The 15609-nt window shown below is 75.6% G+C and carries 13 protein-coding genes; 7 read left to right on the top strand and 6 right to left on the bottom strand.

Annotated elements, in window-relative coordinates; translation table 11 throughout:
* Positions 1-237 precede the first annotated feature (237 nt).
* Complete coding sequence (locus ACZ6S5_RS30250) at positions 238-909, top strand: DUF4142 domain-containing protein (RefSeq protein ID WP_466005628.1); 672 nt, start codon at positions 238-240, stop codon at positions 907-909.
* A gap of 60 nt (positions 910-969) precedes the next feature.
* Here the strand turns inward: ACZ6S5_RS30250 and ACZ6S5_RS30245 are convergent, their stop codons facing one another.
* The 5 genes from ACZ6S5_RS30245 to ACZ6S5_RS30225 form a co-directional block, all read right to left on the bottom strand.
* Positions 970-1257, bottom strand: coding sequence for an Lrp/AsnC family transcriptional regulator (locus ACZ6S5_RS30245; RefSeq protein ID WP_013287689.1), 288 nt, complete (start codon positions 1255-1257; stop codon positions 970-972).
* Positions 1258-1300: 43 nt separating this feature from the next.
* Positions 1301-2152 carry a nucleotidyltransferase family protein gene (locus ACZ6S5_RS30240; protein ID WP_466005634.1) on the bottom strand — a complete coding sequence of 284 codons (852 nt, stop codon included), beginning with the start codon at positions 2150-2152 and terminating at the stop codon, positions 1301-1303.
* 296 nt (positions 2153-2448) lie between these two features.
* Entirely contained in the window at positions 2449-2988 is a 540-nt protein-coding gene (locus ACZ6S5_RS30235) for an NUDIX hydrolase (protein ID WP_466005627.1), read from the bottom strand.
* Positions 2989-3044: 56 nt separating this feature from the next.
* The gene (locus tag ACZ6S5_RS30230; protein WP_466005633.1) at positions 3045-4835 is read right to left on the bottom strand and encodes a RelA/SpoT family protein; all 1791 of its coding nucleotides are present in this window, start codon (positions 4833-4835) and stop codon (positions 3045-3047) included.
* A gap of 127 nt (positions 4836-4962) precedes the next feature.
* Positions 4963-6720: a DEDD exonuclease domain-containing protein gene (locus ACZ6S5_RS30225; protein WP_466005626.1), complete on the bottom strand. Its 1758-nt coding sequence runs from the start codon at positions 6718-6720 to the stop codon at positions 4963-4965.
* Positions 6721-6848: 128 nt separating this feature from the next.
* Between ACZ6S5_RS30225 and ACZ6S5_RS30220 the strand changes: the two genes are divergently transcribed.
* The 4 genes from ACZ6S5_RS30220 (at position 6849) to ACZ6S5_RS30205 (ending at position 11345) form a co-directional block, all read left to right on the top strand.
* Positions 6849-8273, top strand: coding sequence for an NYN domain-containing protein (locus ACZ6S5_RS30220; RefSeq protein WP_466005625.1), 1425 nt, complete (start codon positions 6849-6851; stop codon positions 8271-8273).
* Positions 8274-8505: 232 nt separating this feature from the next.
* Positions 8506-8721 carry a hypothetical protein gene (locus ACZ6S5_RS30215; RefSeq protein ID WP_466005632.1) on the top strand — a complete coding sequence of 72 codons (216 nt, stop codon included), beginning with the start codon at positions 8506-8508 and terminating at the stop codon, positions 8719-8721.
* Positions 8722-8964: 243 nt separating this feature from the next.
* Positions 8965-10224: a M48 family metallopeptidase gene (locus ACZ6S5_RS30210; protein WP_466005624.1), complete on the top strand. Its 1260-nt coding sequence runs from the start codon at positions 8965-8967 to the stop codon at positions 10222-10224.
* Positions 10221-11345 carry a glycosyltransferase family 4 protein gene (locus ACZ6S5_RS30205; RefSeq protein ID WP_466005623.1) on the top strand — a complete coding sequence of 375 codons (1125 nt, stop codon included), beginning with the start codon at positions 10221-10223 and terminating at the stop codon, positions 11343-11345. The genes ACZ6S5_RS30210 and ACZ6S5_RS30205 overlap by 4 nt, the downstream gene beginning before the upstream one ends.
* 55 nt (positions 11346-11400) lie before the next feature.
* Here the strand turns inward: ACZ6S5_RS30205 and ACZ6S5_RS30200 are convergent, their stop codons facing one another.
* Complete coding sequence (locus tag ACZ6S5_RS30200; protein WP_466005622.1) at positions 11401-13503, bottom strand: MMPL family transporter; 2103 nt, start codon at positions 13501-13503, stop codon at positions 11401-11403.
* A gap of 177 nt (positions 13504-13680) precedes the next feature.
* Here ACZ6S5_RS30200 and ACZ6S5_RS30195 point away from each other — a divergent pair, with 177 nt between their 5' ends.
* Positions 13681-14985 carry a sensor histidine kinase gene (locus ACZ6S5_RS30195; RefSeq protein WP_466005621.1) on the top strand — a complete coding sequence of 435 codons (1305 nt, stop codon included), beginning with the start codon at positions 13681-13683 and terminating at the stop codon, positions 14983-14985.
* Positions 14937-15605, top strand: a complete 669-nt coding sequence (locus tag ACZ6S5_RS30190) for a LuxR C-terminal-related transcriptional regulator (protein ID WP_466005620.1) — start codon at positions 14937-14939, stop codon at positions 15603-15605. The genes ACZ6S5_RS30195 and ACZ6S5_RS30190 overlap by 49 nt, the downstream gene beginning before the upstream one ends.
* The last annotated feature ends 4 nt before the right edge of the window (positions 15606-15609 follow it).

Below are 15609 nucleotides of genomic sequence, written 5' to 3'. Positions count from 1 at the left end.
CCCCCCCCCCCCCCCCCCCCCCCCCCCCCCCCCCCCCCCCCCCCCCCCCCCCCCCCCCCCCCCCCCCCCCCCCCCCCCCCCCCCCCCCACGGCCGTTTCCGGACCGTTCGTCCCCTCCCGTGGCCGACGGTCCCGTTCCACCGCGCCGCCGCCCCCGGACACGGACGGGTGGAATCGCAGGAATAACCCCGGTCAGCCGGGTATCCGTGCGGTCCAACGTCTCAAGGGGGGGAAAGCATGTTGGGAATCAAACGCCTGGGCCTGCTGGCCGCGCTGGTGCTCGTCGGGCTCGCGCCCGCCGCGGCGGCGCAGGCGGCGGCCCAGCCGTCGACGCAGGACACGCAGTACCTGAAGGCGCTGCACCAGGTGAACCTGGCCGAGATCACGATGGGCAACCTGGCCCAGCAGAAGGGCCAGAACACCCAGGTCAAGGACCTGGGTAAGCAGTTCGTGACCGACCACACCCAGCTGGACCAGTCGGTGAAGAGCACCGCGCAGCAGCTGAACGTGCAGTTGCCGTCCGAGCCGACCACCGACCAGCAGAAGGTCATCAGCAAGCTGAACAACGACAGCGGCGCCCAGTTCGACAAGGCGTGGGTGACCGCGGAACTGGCCAGCCATGTCGCCGCCATCCAGGCGACGCAGACCGAGATCTCGCAGGGTTCCGAACAGTCGGTGGTCACGTTGGCCCAGGACGCCCTGCCGGTCCTCCAGGCGCATCTCGACGCGCTGACGGCCCTGGCCCAGACCCTGGGCGTCCCGGTCCCGCAGACCAGCGCCAGCGGCACGCCCAGCCCGGGCGGCAGCACGTCGCCGGCACCGGGCGGCACCGAGTCCCCGGCCCCGGGCGGCACCAGCGAGGCGCCGGCCCCGGGTACCACGGAGACCCCGGCGCCCAGCCAGAGCTGACGCCGTACGGCCGACGGTGGCCGGTCCGCCCCCCGGGGTGGGCCGGCCACCACGCGTACGTCAGTCGGCGTTGGCCAGCCCGATCGCGAACGCCTCCTCCAGGTCGTGCTGCGAGTAGGCCCGGAACGCGATGTGCGACTCGGTGTTGAGCACACCCGGCACCTTGGAGATGCTGCCGGCGATGACCTGGGCGATCTGCTCGAACTCGCGGACCCGCACCATGGCGATCAGGTCGACGTGACCGGCCACCGAGTAGACCTCGCTGACGCCGGGCAGGTTGGCCAGGGTCTCGGCCACCTCGGGGATGGAGTCGGTGGCGCAGTCGATCAGCACGATCGCGGTGATCACGGGACATTTCTCCGTTCGTCGACGTCGTGGCCCATGCTAGAGGTCAGGCGGTCCGGCCGTTCCCGGGCTCGGGGATCCGGGCCGGGACCGTCAGGTCGGCCCCGGCCCGGATCGCGTCGGTGAGCCGCTCGCCCTCGCGTACCGTCGCGTCGGGCCAGACCACCGCCCGGCTCACCTCGCCCCGGACCGTCGCCCCTGCCCCGACCACCGCCCGGTGCACCCGCCCGGTCACCGTGGCGGCCGGATCGACCAGGCTGCCGTCGCCGGCCGCGTGCAGGTTGGCCGCCAGGTAGTCGGCCGGGGTGCCGGTGTCGTAGAAGACGCCGGGATAGGTCACCACCTCCAGCGCGCCGGCCACCTCCGCCGGTCGCCACACCGCCCGGACCAGGTCGCCGAAGGTGGCCGGTAGGTCCCGGACCAGCCGCCAGGGCAGCAGCGAGAACCCGACGAACCGGTGGCCGCTGAAGGTGCCGGGGGCCGCCGGGTCGTCGGCCGGCTGGCCCAGCAGGCGTACGCTCCGCCCGTCCCAACCGTCCAGCAGCGCGGCCACGTCCGGCCCCGGCGGGGCGTCCGGATCCGCCAGGTACGCGTCGGCGTTGCCGACCAGCACCCCCCGCCCGGCGATCCAGTCCCGCAGGTTGCCCAGCCCGCCCGCGGTGCCGAGCGGGTCGCCGGGCTCCACCGACAGGTGCGCCCGGGCGCCGACGTGCGTCACCACCTGGTCGCCCAGGTAACAGGCGTTGACCGCGACGCGGTCGGGCCCGGCCAGGCCGAGTCCGGCGAGGCGGGCCAGGGCCCGGTCCAGCAGCGGTACGTTGCCCACCGGGCAGAGCGCCTTGGGCAGCCGCTCGGTCAGCGGGCGCAGCCGGGTGCCCTCGCCGGCGGCGAGCACCACCGCGCAGACCTCCACCGCCGCCCGCCAGCCGGATCCTGCCGCGCCGGCGCTCGCGCGGACCGGCTGGTCGGAGCCGCCGGGCCGGCTCGGGTCGGCAGCGCCGGCCGGGCCTCCCGGCCGCGTGGGCGCGGCCGGGTCCTCGGGACCGGCCGCGCCGGCGGTGCCGAACGGGTCGTCGGAGCCGGTGGGGCGCTCGGCGGCGGCGGGGCCGGTGCCGGCTCGGCCGGCGGGGTGGCTCGGGCCGGCCGGCCCGGTGGAGCGTCGCGCGCCCCCGGGGCGACGGGGGCCAGGCGCCGTCACGCGCCGGGCGGCGTCGCCGGCGGGACCTCGCCCGCGCGCGGTCCGATGCCGTAGTAGGCGAGCAGGTTGGCGGTGGCCCGGCTCAGCCGGGGCAGGTCGTCCAGCGGGTGCCAGGCCGCCTCGAAGACCTCGGCGCCGTCCACCGTCAGCTCCGTCGTCGAGGCCGGCACCTCGGTCTCGAAGACCACGTCCACCCAGCCCTGGGCGTGCACCACCGCGTTGGGCACGGCCGGGCGCAGCCGGTCAGGAGAGAGCCGGATCCCGGACTCCTCGTGGAGCTCGCGGGCCGCGCCGACCACCGGGGCCTCGGCCCGCTCGAGCAGGCCGGCCGGCAGGGTCCAGCTGTAGCCGGGTGGCTGGCGCAGCAGCAGGATCCGCCCCGCGCCGTCGGCCTCGGTGTCCCGGACCAGGACCACCGCGCCGACGATGTACTTCGGCACGGCCAGCCGCACCAGCCGCCGGCGCAGCCGGACCGGGAGGCGGTAGAAGAGCCGGTAGCCGAGGGCCCGTCCGGTGGCACGCGCGCGGGGGATCATGTCTGTAAGGCTAGTGGCCGGGCGGACGGCCCGCCCGAGCGGCGCTCACCTGGGGTCTACTGCCGGTGGTCGACGAGATCGATCAGCTGCTCGACCACGGTGTCCGGCTCGACCGCCCGGTCGAAGACCGCCACCAGCAGGGTCTCCAGGTCGGGGTAGCCCAGCTCCTCGGAGAGCCGCAGCAGCGGCAGGTCGCTGGCCAGCCCACGGTTGTGCTTGCGCAGCGCCAGGCCGACGCTGGCCCGGCCCAGGCGCACCTTGTCGGCGATGGAGATGCCCGGCTCGGTGTGCTCGGCGAACCAGCGGTTGATCTGCATCTGGGCGTGCGGCGACTTGACGAAGCCCAGCCACTCCCGGCGCGGCCCGCGCGGCGCGACGTCGACCTCGAAGCCGCTCTCCGCGTCGCTCTCGGTGAAGATCTCCACCACGTCGCCCTCCTCCAGTTCGGAGGAGAGCGGGGCCAGCCGGCCGTTGATCCGCGCGGCCAGGCAGTGGTCGCCGCGTTCGGTGCCCAGCTCGTACGCGAGATCGACCGGGGTTGCGCCGGCCGGGAGGATGACCTGCCGCCCGTCGGCGACCACCTGGATCTGCGCTTCCGCGAGGTCGCACCGCAGCGACTCCATGAACTGGGTCGGGTCGACCGCCTCCTGCTCCCAGTCGAGCACCCGGCGCAGCCAGGCCAGCTCGTCCGCCCGGTCGGCGTCGTGCCCGGCGACGTGGGGGAAGCGGTAGTGGGCGGCGACGCCGTATTCCGCGGAGCGGTGCATCTCCTCGGTGCGGATCAGCACCTCCACGGTGCGGTCCTGGGGCCCGCAGACGCTGGTGTGCAGCGACCGGTAGAGGTTGTTCTTCGGGGAGGCGATGAAGTCCTTGAACCGTCCCGGCACGGGTCGCCAGAGCCCGTGCACCGCGCCGAGTGCGGCGTAGCAGTCGGTGGCCGGACCGTCCACCACGATCGCGATGCGGGGCAGGTCGTACGGCGCGGTGTGGCCGCCCGAGACGGTGTCCTTCCAGATCGAGTAGAGGTGTCGGGGACGGGGGGACACCTGCGCGTCGACCCGACTGCGGCGCAACGCCACCTTCGTCTTCGCCACCACGTCGTCCAGGTACGCGTCCCAGCCGGGCCGGTCGTGCACGAACCGGGCGATCCGGGCGTGCTCCTCCGGTTGGAGGTGCAGCAGCACCACGTCGTCGAGTTCGCGTTTGAGCGTCTGGACGCCGAGCCGGTCGCAGAGCGGGACGAGCACCTCGAGGGTCTTGCGGGCGATGCGCTCCCGGGAGGCGGCGGAGCGTACGCCGAGGGTGCGCATGTTGTGCAGCCGGTCGGCCAGCTTGATGATCAGCACCCGGACGTCCTTGCCGGCCGCGACGATCATCTTGCGCACGGTCTCTGCCTCGGCGGCCTTGCCGTAGAACGCCTTGTCGAACTTGGTCACCCCGTCGACCAGGTGCGCCACTTGGCGGCCGAAGTCCTCCTGGAGCGCCTGGAGGGTGTAGCGGGTGTCCTCCACCGTGTCGTGCAGCAGCGCGGCGACCAGGGTGGTGGTGTCCATGCCGAGGTCGGCGCAGATCTGGGCGACCGCGAGCGGGTGGGTGATGTACGGCTCGCCGCTCTTGCGGAACTGCCCGCGGTGCATGTTGTCGGCGATCGTGTACGCCCGGCGGAGCACCGAGGCCTCGGAGCTGGCGTGGATGCCCCGGTGGGCGCGGACCAGCGCGGTGACCGGGTCGCTGTCGGTGGTGGGCCAGGTGAGCAGAGCGCGCAGCCGCCGGGTCAGCGGCAGCTCGCCGGGCTGGGTCGGAAGGGCGCCGCCCAGGGCGGCGCCGTGTCCGGCGTCGACGTCCACCTGGGACACCTCCTCACCCCGGCCCCGGGCCGCCGAGCCCGGCAACCGGGAGCAGGCCCGCGAAACGGGCAGGACTGCACTTCTCTAACAGCCTAAGCGAGGTGGCGTCGTCCGATCGGACACTTGGTCATGAGCGTTCGGTCGAGAGTTGGTGGGACGCACCGTTTTCCGCCTTCGTCAGGAGGGCGCGGAACCGCCCCGCACCGCTGGTCGGGGACGCCCAGCCGGAGGAGATCTCCACCAGTCGGGTCTCCGGTCGCTCCAACCAGGACAGGATGCGTTCGGTCTCCTCGGCGGAGGCCGCCGGCACCGGGCCGTGCCCGGGCAGCACCGTCTCGGCGGTGGCCCGGATCGCGGTGATGGTCGGTCGAGGATGGACGCCGGGCGGGGAGACCCCGGCGCCGGCCAGCCGGCCGTACCGGACCAGGGCCAGCTCCCAGCCGCCCCGGGCGGCCGGGCGGGCGGCGGCCAGCTCGGCGATCCCGGTGAGCGCCGCCAGCCGCTGCATCCGGACCGCCGCGCGCAGCACCGCGGCCAGCCGGCCGCGGACCACCGCGGCCTCCTCGTACCGCTGGGCGGCCGACAGCACGTCGATCCGGGCCAGCAGGGCATCCACCACCACCTGCGGGTCGCTGGTGGTGGCGGTACGGAACGGGGCGGCGGCGCGGTGCTCGTAGTCCTCCGGGCTGATCCGGTGCTCGCAGGGCGCCGGGCAGCGGCCCAGCTCGGCCAGCGCGCAGGCCGGCATGGTGGTGCGCCGGGAGAGCCGGTGCGTGCACTGGCGCAGGGGCACCGCGTCGTGGAAACCGGCGGCGGCCAGCTCGGCGGCCTGCTTCGAGCGGAACGGGCCGAGGTAGGCGGTGTCGGCGGGGGAGAGGTCCCGCACGATCGACAACCGGGGGTACGCCTCGTCGGTCAGCTTCAGCCAGACCTGCCGTTCCGGATACTTGGAGCGCCGGTTGTACGGCGGCGCGTGCGCGGCGATCAGCCGCAGCTCCCGGACCTCCGCCTCCAGCGAGTGCGCGCACTCGACCGCCTCGACCCGCTCGGCGGCGGCCAGCATCTCCGAGATCCGGGCCCGCTTCTCGCCCGCCGTGAAGTAGCTGCGCACCCGGGTCGCGATGTCACCGGACGTGCCGACGTAGAGCGGCCGGTCGTCGGCGGCCCGGAAGATGTAGACCCCGGGCACCTTCGGCAGCCCGTCGGCGAGGTGCCGCTTGCGGCGCTGGGTGGGGGTGACCGCCCGGGCGAACTCGATCGCCTCGCCGATCGTGTCGACCCGGTGCCCGCCGAGCCGCGCGATCAACCCGTGCAGCACGTCGACGGTGGCCTTGGCGTCGTCCAGCGCCCGGTGCGTCGGCTCGGTCGCGGTGCGGAAGTAGGCGGCCAGGGTGCCCAGCTTGCGGTTGGGCACCTCGTCCCGGGTGAGCACCCGGCGGGCGAGCGCGGCGGTGTCCAGCACCCGGGGGTTGGGCCAGTGGTAGCCGTGCTTCGCGCAGGCGGCCTTGAGGAAGCCCACGTCGTACGGGGCGTTGTGGGCGACCAGCACGGCGTCGGAGACGAACTCCAGGAAGCTCGGCAGCACCTGCTCGATCGGCGGGGCGGGCAGCAGCATGGCCTGGGTGATCCCGGTCAGCACGGTGATGAACGGCGGAATCGGCACGCCCGGGTTGACCAGGGTGGCGAGCACGCCCAGCTCCTCGCCGCCACGGACCTTCACCGCACCGATCTCGGTGATGCCGCCGCCGTCCGGCGCGCCGCCGGTGGTCTCCAGGTCGACCACCACGAAGGTGGTCGCGTAGAGCGGCAGGGCGGGGTCGACCCCGCCGTCCGCCGCCCGGTCCAGGCCGGCCAGCGCCTCCTGGACGTACTCCGCTCCCGTCACCCGCGGCACGGTAGCGGCGGGGTCCGACACTCCCGTCCCAACCGTCCCACGTGTCACCACGGGGGATAGGATGAGAGATCGGCTCACTCACCGGGCGGTGGGCCCGTTCGGGGTGGGAGACTTGCCACATGCCCCTCGCCGAGCCGCACGACGACCACTTCTCCGCGGAGGAGGAGTCGGTGGTCGGCGCGTACGCCGCCGGTGAGGCCGCGGACCCCCCGGAGCCGGACGCGGAGAGCCCGCCCGAGCCGGAGCCCACCCTGCCCGAACCGGTCCGGCAGCGGATCGTGGCGCTGACCGCCGCCGTGCTGCCCGGCCTGCCCGCCGACGAGGTGCCGGTCCCGCTGCGCCGGGTGGCCAAGTTCGCCCCCAACCGCCGGGCCCGGCTCGGCGCCCCGGCCATCGCCACCCAGCTCACCGCCGACCCGCTGTTCCGGCAGCGGGTCACCGCCCGGGTGCTGGCCGACGCCGGCGACCTGGGCGCGGCCGTGGTGGAGGGGACCGCCCCGGCCGCCGCCGACCCGGTCGAGGTGGCCGCCCTGGCCTACCTGGCCCGGCCGCGCGGCTGGCGGGAGCTGATCGAGGCGAGCGGCGCCGCGGTGCGGGCCGAGGCGGACAGCGCGGTCGTGGCCGAGCTGGTCCGGGAGGCCGAGCAGCGGGCCACCCGCGCCGAGCACGACCGGGCGGTGGCCCGGGTCGAGGCCGAGAAGCTCCGCGACGAGCTGTCCCGGGTCCGGGAGGAGCTGGGGCAGCTGCGCGAGGAGGCCCGGCAGCTGGCCCGTACCCTCCGGGAGACCCAGGCCCGGGAGCGCAGGGCCACCGAGCTGCTCGCCACCGAGCGGGGCCGGGCCACGCGGGCGGCGGCCGACGCCGACGCGGAGCTGCGCCGCGCCCGGGCCCGGCTGGCCGAGGCGGAGGCCACGGCGGGGGTGGCCCGGGCCAGCGCCAAGGAGGCCCGCTCGGTCGACGACGCGAAGCTGTGGCTGCTGCTGGAGACCATCGGCCAGGCGGCCGTCGGGCTGCGGCGCGAGCTGGCCCTCGACCCGGTCGACCGGATGCCCGCCGACTTCGTGGCCGACGCCTTCGCCGACCAGTCGGCGACCACCCAGGCCGGCGCCGCCGCCCGCGCCCGGGACACCGACGACCCGGCCCGGCTGGACCAGCTCCTCGCGTTGCCGAAGGCGCACCTCGTGGTGGACGGCTACAACGTCACCAAGCGGGGCTTCGGCGAGATGTCCCTGGAGCAGCAGCGCAAGCGGCTGATCAGCGGGCTGGGCGGGATCGCCGCGCAGACCGGGGACGAGGTCACCGTGGTCTTCGACGGCGCCGAGCGGATCCACGGGCTGCCGCCCGCGCCGCGCGGCGTGCGGGTGCTCTTCTCCCGTAAGGGGGAGACCGCCGACGAGCTGATCCGCCGGCTGGTCCGGGCCGAGCCGGCGGGGCGGCCGGTGGTCGTGGTCTCCTCCGACCGGGAGGTCGCCGACGGGGTACGCCGACACGGCGCGTACCCGCTGGGCGCGGATTCCCTGCTGCGGCGGCTCGCCCGCTCCTGACCCGCCGACGCGGGCGGCGCCGTGGCGCGTGATCGACTCCAGGCCGGCGAGATGGCGGGGTCGTGGGCGAGGTGATCGCGCCGGTTCGGAGAGCTGGTGGCTGGATGATCGGATTCGAGGCGGGTGCTGCCTCGTTGTCCGGTTTCTGTCATACCCGTCGCCTAGCCTCGTGGTGACCGACGGTGGTGGCCTCTTCCCCGACCGCCACCGGCGACCGCGTCAGGAGGCGTTGATGCTCATCGACTGCGACACCTGCGGGATCCGCGGCGCCGGCTGCTCCGGCTGCCTGGTGACCGCGCTGCTCGACACCGGCTCGCCGGCGGCCGCGCTCGGCCCCGCCGAGCACCGGGCAATCGAGGTGTTCGCCCGCGCCGGCTTCGAGGTGGAGGTGCTGCCGCCGTCCGCCCCGCCCGCCCGCCGGCCGACCGGCCGTCGCCGGGTCGCCTGACCCCGTCGCCGGCCGCCCGTTCCGGGCGGCCCCGGGCCGCGCCGACAGATCGACGCGGGTTGCGGCAACTCGGGGTGTCCGCCAGCGGAGAGACCCCGCTTTCCGCAACGCGGGGCAGATCACGGCGCTGCAGCCGTCCGGGGCGGGCACCGGGGCCGGGACGGGCGCGCCGGGCCTTAGGATGGGCGCTCACGGCGGGAGGAGCGGGATGAAGCGGATACGGCGCGACGGCGGGATGCGGCGGTGAGCCCGCGCGGCTGGGCGGTGCTGACCCTGGCCGGGCTGGCCGTAGCGCTGGTCGTCACCGGTGCGCTGCTGATCCCCTGGGGTCGGCCGCCGGCGCCCCGCGCCGACCAGTTGGCCGCGCTGCGCGCCCTCCCGGTCGACCAGGTGGCCCGGGGCCGGGCGTTCCACGGCGCGCTGCGCCCGGCCGCGTGGTCGGCGCTCGCCGTCGGGCTGGTCGTCGCGCTGCTGCTCGGGCTCACCCCGTTCGGCGCCCGCCTGGTGACGCTCGCCGGCCGGCCCTTCGGCGACCACTGGATCGCCCAGGCGGTGCTCGGCGGGCTGGCCGTGCTGCTCCTCGCCGACCTGCTCACCCTGCCCTTCGCGGCCTGGCGGCAGACCGTGCTCACCCGGTACGGGCTGAGCACCCAGGGCTGGGGCGGCTGGGCGGTCGACCTGCTCAAGTCGTACGCGGTCAGCGCGGTCATCGGCGCGCTGGTCCTGCTCGGCTTCTACTCGGTGGTCCGGCTCGCCCCGCGCTGGTGGTGGGCGTTCGGCGCGGCCGGCGCCGCGCTGCTGGTGGTGCTGCTGTCGTTCGTGCTGCCGGTGCTGGTCGAGCCGGTGTTCAACAAGTTCACCCCGATGGAGCCCGGGCCGCTGCGCGGCGAGCTGATGAGCATGGCCGCCCGGGACGGGGTGCCGGTCCGCGACGTGCTGGTCGCCGACGCCTCCCGGCGGACCCGGGCGGTCAACGCGTACGTCTCCGGGCTCGGGCCGACCCGGCGGGTGGTCGTCTACGACACCCTGCTGCGCGAGGCCACCCCGGAGGAGGTGACCAGCGTCGTCGCGCACGAGCTCGGGCACGCCAAGGACCGGGACGTGTGGACCGGCACGCTCACCGGGGCGCTCGGCGCCGCGTTCGCGGTGGTGGCGCTCTACCTGGTCGGCTCCTGGCCGCCGCTGCTGCGCCTGGCCGGGGTCGACTCCGTCACCCAACCGGCCGCGTTCCCGCTGCTGATCGCCCTGGTCACCCTGGCCGGGCTGCTGGCCACCCCGGTGCAGGCCCTGGTGTCGCGCCGGGTCGAGGCCCGGGCCGACGCGCACGCGCTCGCCCTGACCGGCGACCCGGTCACCTTCGAGGCGATGCAGCGCCGCCTGGCCGGGGTGAACCTGGCCGACCCCGACCCGCCCCGCTGGGAGTACCTCTGGTCGGCGTCCCACCCGTCCACCGTGGAGCGGATGGCCGCCGCCCGCGCCTACGCCAGGGAGATCGGCAGATGAGCCGGACCTTGCTGATCACCAACGACTTCCCGCCCCGCCCCGGCGGCATCCAGTCCTTCGTCCACAACCTCGCCGTCCGCCAGCCCGCCGGCTCGGTGGTGGTCTACGCGTCGAGCTGGCGGGGCGCCGCCAAGTTCGACGCCGACCAGCCGTTCGAGGTGATCCGGGAGCGCACCAAGGTGCTGCTGCCCACCCCGCTGGTCGCCCGCCGCGCGGCGAAGCTGGCCCGGGCGTACGACTGCGACACGGTGTGGTTCGGCGCGGCGGCCCCGCTCGGGCTGCTCGCGACCGGGCTGCGCCGGCGGGCCGGGATCCAGCGGGCGGTGGCCCTCACCCACGGCCACGAGGCCGGCTGGGCGGCGCTGCCCGGCGCCCGGTCCGCGCTGCGCCGGATCGGCCGGGGCGTGGACGTCACCACCTACCTCGGCGAGTACACCCGGGTCCGGCTGGCCCGGGTGCTGGACGGGCTGACCGAGCTGCGCCGGCTCGCGCCCGGCGTCGACGTGGACGCCTACCACCCGTCGGTGGACGGGGAGCGGGTGCGGCTGCGCCTGGGGCTGGCCGACCGGCCGGTGGTGGTCTGCGTGTCCCGGCTGGTGCCGCGCAAGGGGCAGGACATGCTCATCCGCGCGCTGCCGGAGATCCGGCGCCGGGTGCCGGACGCGGCGCTGCTGATCGTGGGTGGCGGGCCGTACCGGGCGACGCTCGAGAAGCTGGCCCGGCAGGCCGGCGTGGAGCGCGACGTGGTCTTCACCGGCTCGGTGCCGTCGGCCGAGCTGCCCGCCCACTACGCCGCGGGCGACGTGTACGCGATGCCCTGCCGCACCCGCAACCGCGGGCTGGACGTGGAGGGGCTGGGCATCGTCTACCTGGAGGCCAGCGCGACCGGGCTGCCGGTGGTGGCCGGCGACTCCGGCGGCGCGCCGGACGCGGTCCGCGAGGGGGAGACCGGGTACGTGGTCCCGGGCCGGGACGTGGCCCAGCTCGCCGACCGGGTGGCCACCCTGCTCGCCGACCGGGACCTGGCCCGCCAGCTCGGCGCCGCCGGCCGCGCCTGGGTGGAGAAGGAGTGGCGCTGGGAGACCCAGGCCGAGCGGATGGCCGCCCTCCTCGCCGGCTGAGCTGTGAGCAGGGGGCCCTTGTGCAACGCCCGGCGTCAACAAGGGCCCCCTCCTTTCACCCGACCAGAGCCGGCGCGGGGGTCGAGCGGGACGTCCGGCGGGACGGGCGGCCCGGCCACCAGGTATGGGCGCCCAGGTCCAGGGTCAGCGCCGGGATCAGCAGGCTGCGGACCAGGAACGTGTCGAGCAGGATGCCGACGGCCACGATGACCCCCATCTGCACCGACGGCACCAGCGGCAGCACCAGCAGCGCGCCGAAGGTGGCCGCGAGCACCACGCCCGCGCTGGTGATCACCCCACCGGTGACGGTCAGCGCGCGCAGCACCCCCGGCCGGTGCCCGACCAGCGCGACCTCCTCCCGCGCCCGGCTCATCAGGAAGATGGTGTAGTCGACCCCGAGCGCCACCAGGAACAGGAACGCCTGCAACGGGACCCCGACGAACAGCCCAGGGTGGCCCAGCGCGTCGAGCAGCAGCCCGGCGGCGCCCATCGCGGCCGCGTACGACAGCACCACGCTCGCCATCAGCAGCAGCGGCGCGACCAGCGACCGCAGCAGCAGCACCAGGATCACCAGGACGGCAGCGAGCACCAGGGGGATGACCACCCGGTTGTCCCGGTCCACGGCGCGCCGCTCGTCCAGCAGGGTCGCCGTCCGCCCGCCCACCAGGGCCCCCGCGTCGGGCACCGCGTGCACCGCGGCCCGAAGCCGGGTCACCGCCTCCCGTGCGGCGTCGCTGTCCGGGGCGGCGGCGAGGACCGCCGGGACGCGTACCCACCGGCCGTCGGGCGAGGGTTCCGGGGCGCCCACCTGCGCGACGCCGGGCACCGTGCGGGCCGCGGCCACCACCTGACCGGCGCTGCCGGCGGCGGCCAGGATCTCGGCCGGCGCGGCCGAGCCGCCCGGGTAGTGGGCCGCGATCAGCCGCTGCCCGGTGACCGAGCCGACCTCGGTGGTGAAGGACTCCTCGTCGGGCAGGCCGAGGCTGAGGTTGCCGATGCCGAAGGTCAGCGCGACCAGCGCGGCGGCGGTGCCGAGCCAGACCGCGCGGGGCCGGCCGGCGACCAGCCCGGCGATCCGGTGCCAGACGCCGTGGTCGGCGGTCCGGTCCCGGGTGTCCGCGTCCGGGTCGTGCCGGGGCACGAACGGCCAGAACAGCCAGCGGCCACACAGGACGAGCACCGCCGGCAGCAGGCTGGTCATGGCGAGCAGCGCCGCGCCGATGCCGACCGCGCCGACCGGGCCCAGGCCGCGGGTGGCCGGCAGGTCCGCCGCGAGCAGGCAGAGCAGTCCGATCGCGACGGTCGCCGCCGAGGCGCACACCGCGCCGTACGAGCGGCGCAGCGCCACCGCCATGGCGGCGTGCCGGTCGGGGTGCCGGCGCAGCTCCTCGCGGTAGCGGGCGATGAGCAGCAGGGCGTAGTCGACGCCGACGCCGAAGACCAGCACGGTCAGGATGGTCTGGCTCTGGAAGTCGACGGCCAGCCCGGCGTGCTTCGCCAGCAGGTAGACCACCGCGCCGGCGAGCTGGTCGGCGACCCCGACCGCGATCAGCGGGATCAGCCACAGCACCGGGCTGCGGTAGGTGACCAGCAGGAGCAGGGCGACGGTGACCGCGGTGGCCAGCAGCAGCGCCCCGTCCATCCCGCCGAACGCGTCGAAGACGTCGTGCTCGGCGGCCGCGTCGCCGGTCAGCGCGGTGCGCAGGCCGGGTGGCGCGCCCTCGGCCAGCCGGTCCTTGAGTGCGGCGACCGCCGCGGCGCGCCGGTCGTCGTCCGTGGCCATCGGGAGGGAGAGCAGCAGCGCCCGGCCGTCGGCGCTGGGCACCGGCGGCGACACCACACCCCCGTCGGCGTACGCGGTGAAGGCGGCGCAGTCGGCGTCGACCCGCGCCCGGTCGGCGGCGGTGAGGCCGGCGTCGCGGACGTAGACGGCGACGGCCAGCTGCCGGCGCGAGTCCGGGAAGGCCGCCTCGGCCCGCCGGACGGCCCGGCTGCTCTCGGCGCCCGCCGGCAGCGCGCCGAGCGTCGAGTTGTCCTGCACCTCGCCGAGCTTCACCGCCAGCGGACCGGCGATCGCGAGCAGCGCAAGCCAGAGCAGGAGGACCGCGTATTTGCCGCGGCGGCCGGACGGCAGACCGGCCAGTCGTTGCGGGGACATCCCGAGTTCCTTTCGTCAGGTGGACCGGGGAGCCACCGCCGGCCGGACGGCCGGACCCGTGGCCCTCGATGCCGATCCTTCGGGCGTGCGGGCCGCGGGTCAGGGGTGGCACCCCGCCGACCCGGGGTGGTGCCAGCACCACCGATTTCCGTGGCGGCGGTGCCGGAGAATGGGCCCGTGGACGGCTCGGTACGCGGACAGCTCCGTGGATGGCTGCGGCCCGGTGCGGTCACCGCCGCGCAGGGGCTGCTGATCGCGCTGCTGTCGCTGACCGCCAACGTGGCGCTCTTCGTGCTGTCGGTGGCGGCCCTGGTCCTCATCCCGCTCTTCGGCGTCGGGTTCGCGCTGTTCCCGGTGGCCACCGCGCTGGTGCGCCTGGCCGCCGGACTGCACCGCCGGCTCGCCGGCTGGGGCGGCGTGGAGCTGGCCACGCCGTACCTGCCGGCGCCGGCCGACGCGGGATTCGGCACCTGGCGGCGGTTCCGCTGGGTGGTCACCGACCCGGCCACCTGGCGGGACCTGTCCTGGCTGCTGCCCGGCGCGGTCACCGGCGGGGTGTGCCTGGCCGCGTTCGTCGTGCCGCTGTACGGCCTGGAGGGTGTGCTCGGCCTGCCGGTGCTGCTGCACGCCCTGGACGTCTGGTACGGCTACGGCCCGTTCTGGCCGATCGGCAACCTCTTCCAGGCGTTGCTCTGCTTCCCGCTGGGTGCGCTCTTCCTGTTCGCCGGGCTGGCCGCCGGGCGCTGGCTGGTCTGGCTGCACGTGACCTTCGCCGGGTTCTTCCTGCCGCCCACCCGGACCGCCGAGCTGGCGCTGCGGGTCCGCCAGCTCACCGTCACCCGCGCGGAGACGGTGGACGCCCAGGCGGCGGAGCTGCGCCGGATCGAACGGGACCTGCACGACGGGGCACAGGCCCGGCTGGTCGCGCTGAGCATGAGCATCGGCCTGGCCGAGCAGCTCGTGCAGCGCGACCCCGAGGCGGTCCGGCGGCTGCTCGCCGACGCCCGGGAGGCCAGCGGGCAGGCCCTGGCCGAGCTGCGCGGCCTGGTCCGCGGCATCCACCCGCCGGTGCTCGCCGAGCGGGGCCTGGACGGCGCGGTACGGGCGCTGGCGCTGGCCGTGCCGCTGCCCGTGGCGGTGGCCGTCGACCTCTCGGGCCGGCCGCCGGCGCCGGTGGAGTCGGCGGCGTACTTCGCGGTGGCCGAGGCGCTGGCGAACGTGACCAAGCACAGCGGGGCGACCCGGGCCTGGATCCGCCTCGACCACGCTGACGGGCGACTGGCCATGGTGGTCGGTGACGACGGTCGGGGCGGGGCTGATCCGGCGGCGGGCAGCGGCCTGGCCGGTGTCGGGCGCCGCCTGGCGGCGTTCGATGGAACGATGGTGGTGTCCAGTCCGGCCGGTGGGCCCACCGTCGTCAGCATGGAGCTGCCTTGCGAGTTGTCATCGCCGAGGACCTCGCCCTCCTCCGGGACGGGTTGATCCGCATCCTGGAGGCGTTCGACTTCGAGGTGGTCGCCGCCGTCGACAACGGGCCGTCCGTGCTGCCCGCGCTGACCGCGCACCGCCCGGACGTCGCGGTGGTCGACGTACGGCTGCCACCCACCTTCACCGACGAGGGGTTGCAGGCCGCCATCCGGGCCCGGGCGGAGCTGCCCGGGCTGCCGGTCCTCGTGCTGTCCCAGCACGTCGAGCAGCTGTACGCCCGGGAACTGCTCTCGGACCGGCTCGGCGGGGTCGGTTACCTGCTCAAGGACCGGGTGTCCCACGTGGACCAGTTCGTCGACGCGGTGCGCCGGGTGGCCGGGGGCGGCACGGTGATGGATCCGGAGGTGGTCGCCCAACTGCTGGCCAGCCGGGGCGCGGCGGAGCCGCTGGGGGAGCTGACCGTACGGGAGCGGGAGGTGCTGGGCCTGATGGCCGAGGGCCGCTCCAACGCGGCGATCGCCGGCCGCCTCTTCGTCACCGAGAAGGCGGTCAGCAAGCACATCAACAACATCTTCAGCAAGCTGCGACTGCCGCCGTCCAACGACGACAACCGGCGGGTGCTGGCGGTGCTGGCCTACCTGGACGGGGCGGACGGCCACCGGGCCCGGACCTGAGGCG

This window comes from Micromonospora sp. NPDC051924 (assembly GCF_055586005.1).
The sequence above is the reverse complement of the archived record's forward strand: the minus strand, read 5'-3'. Positions and strand labels throughout refer to the sequence as shown.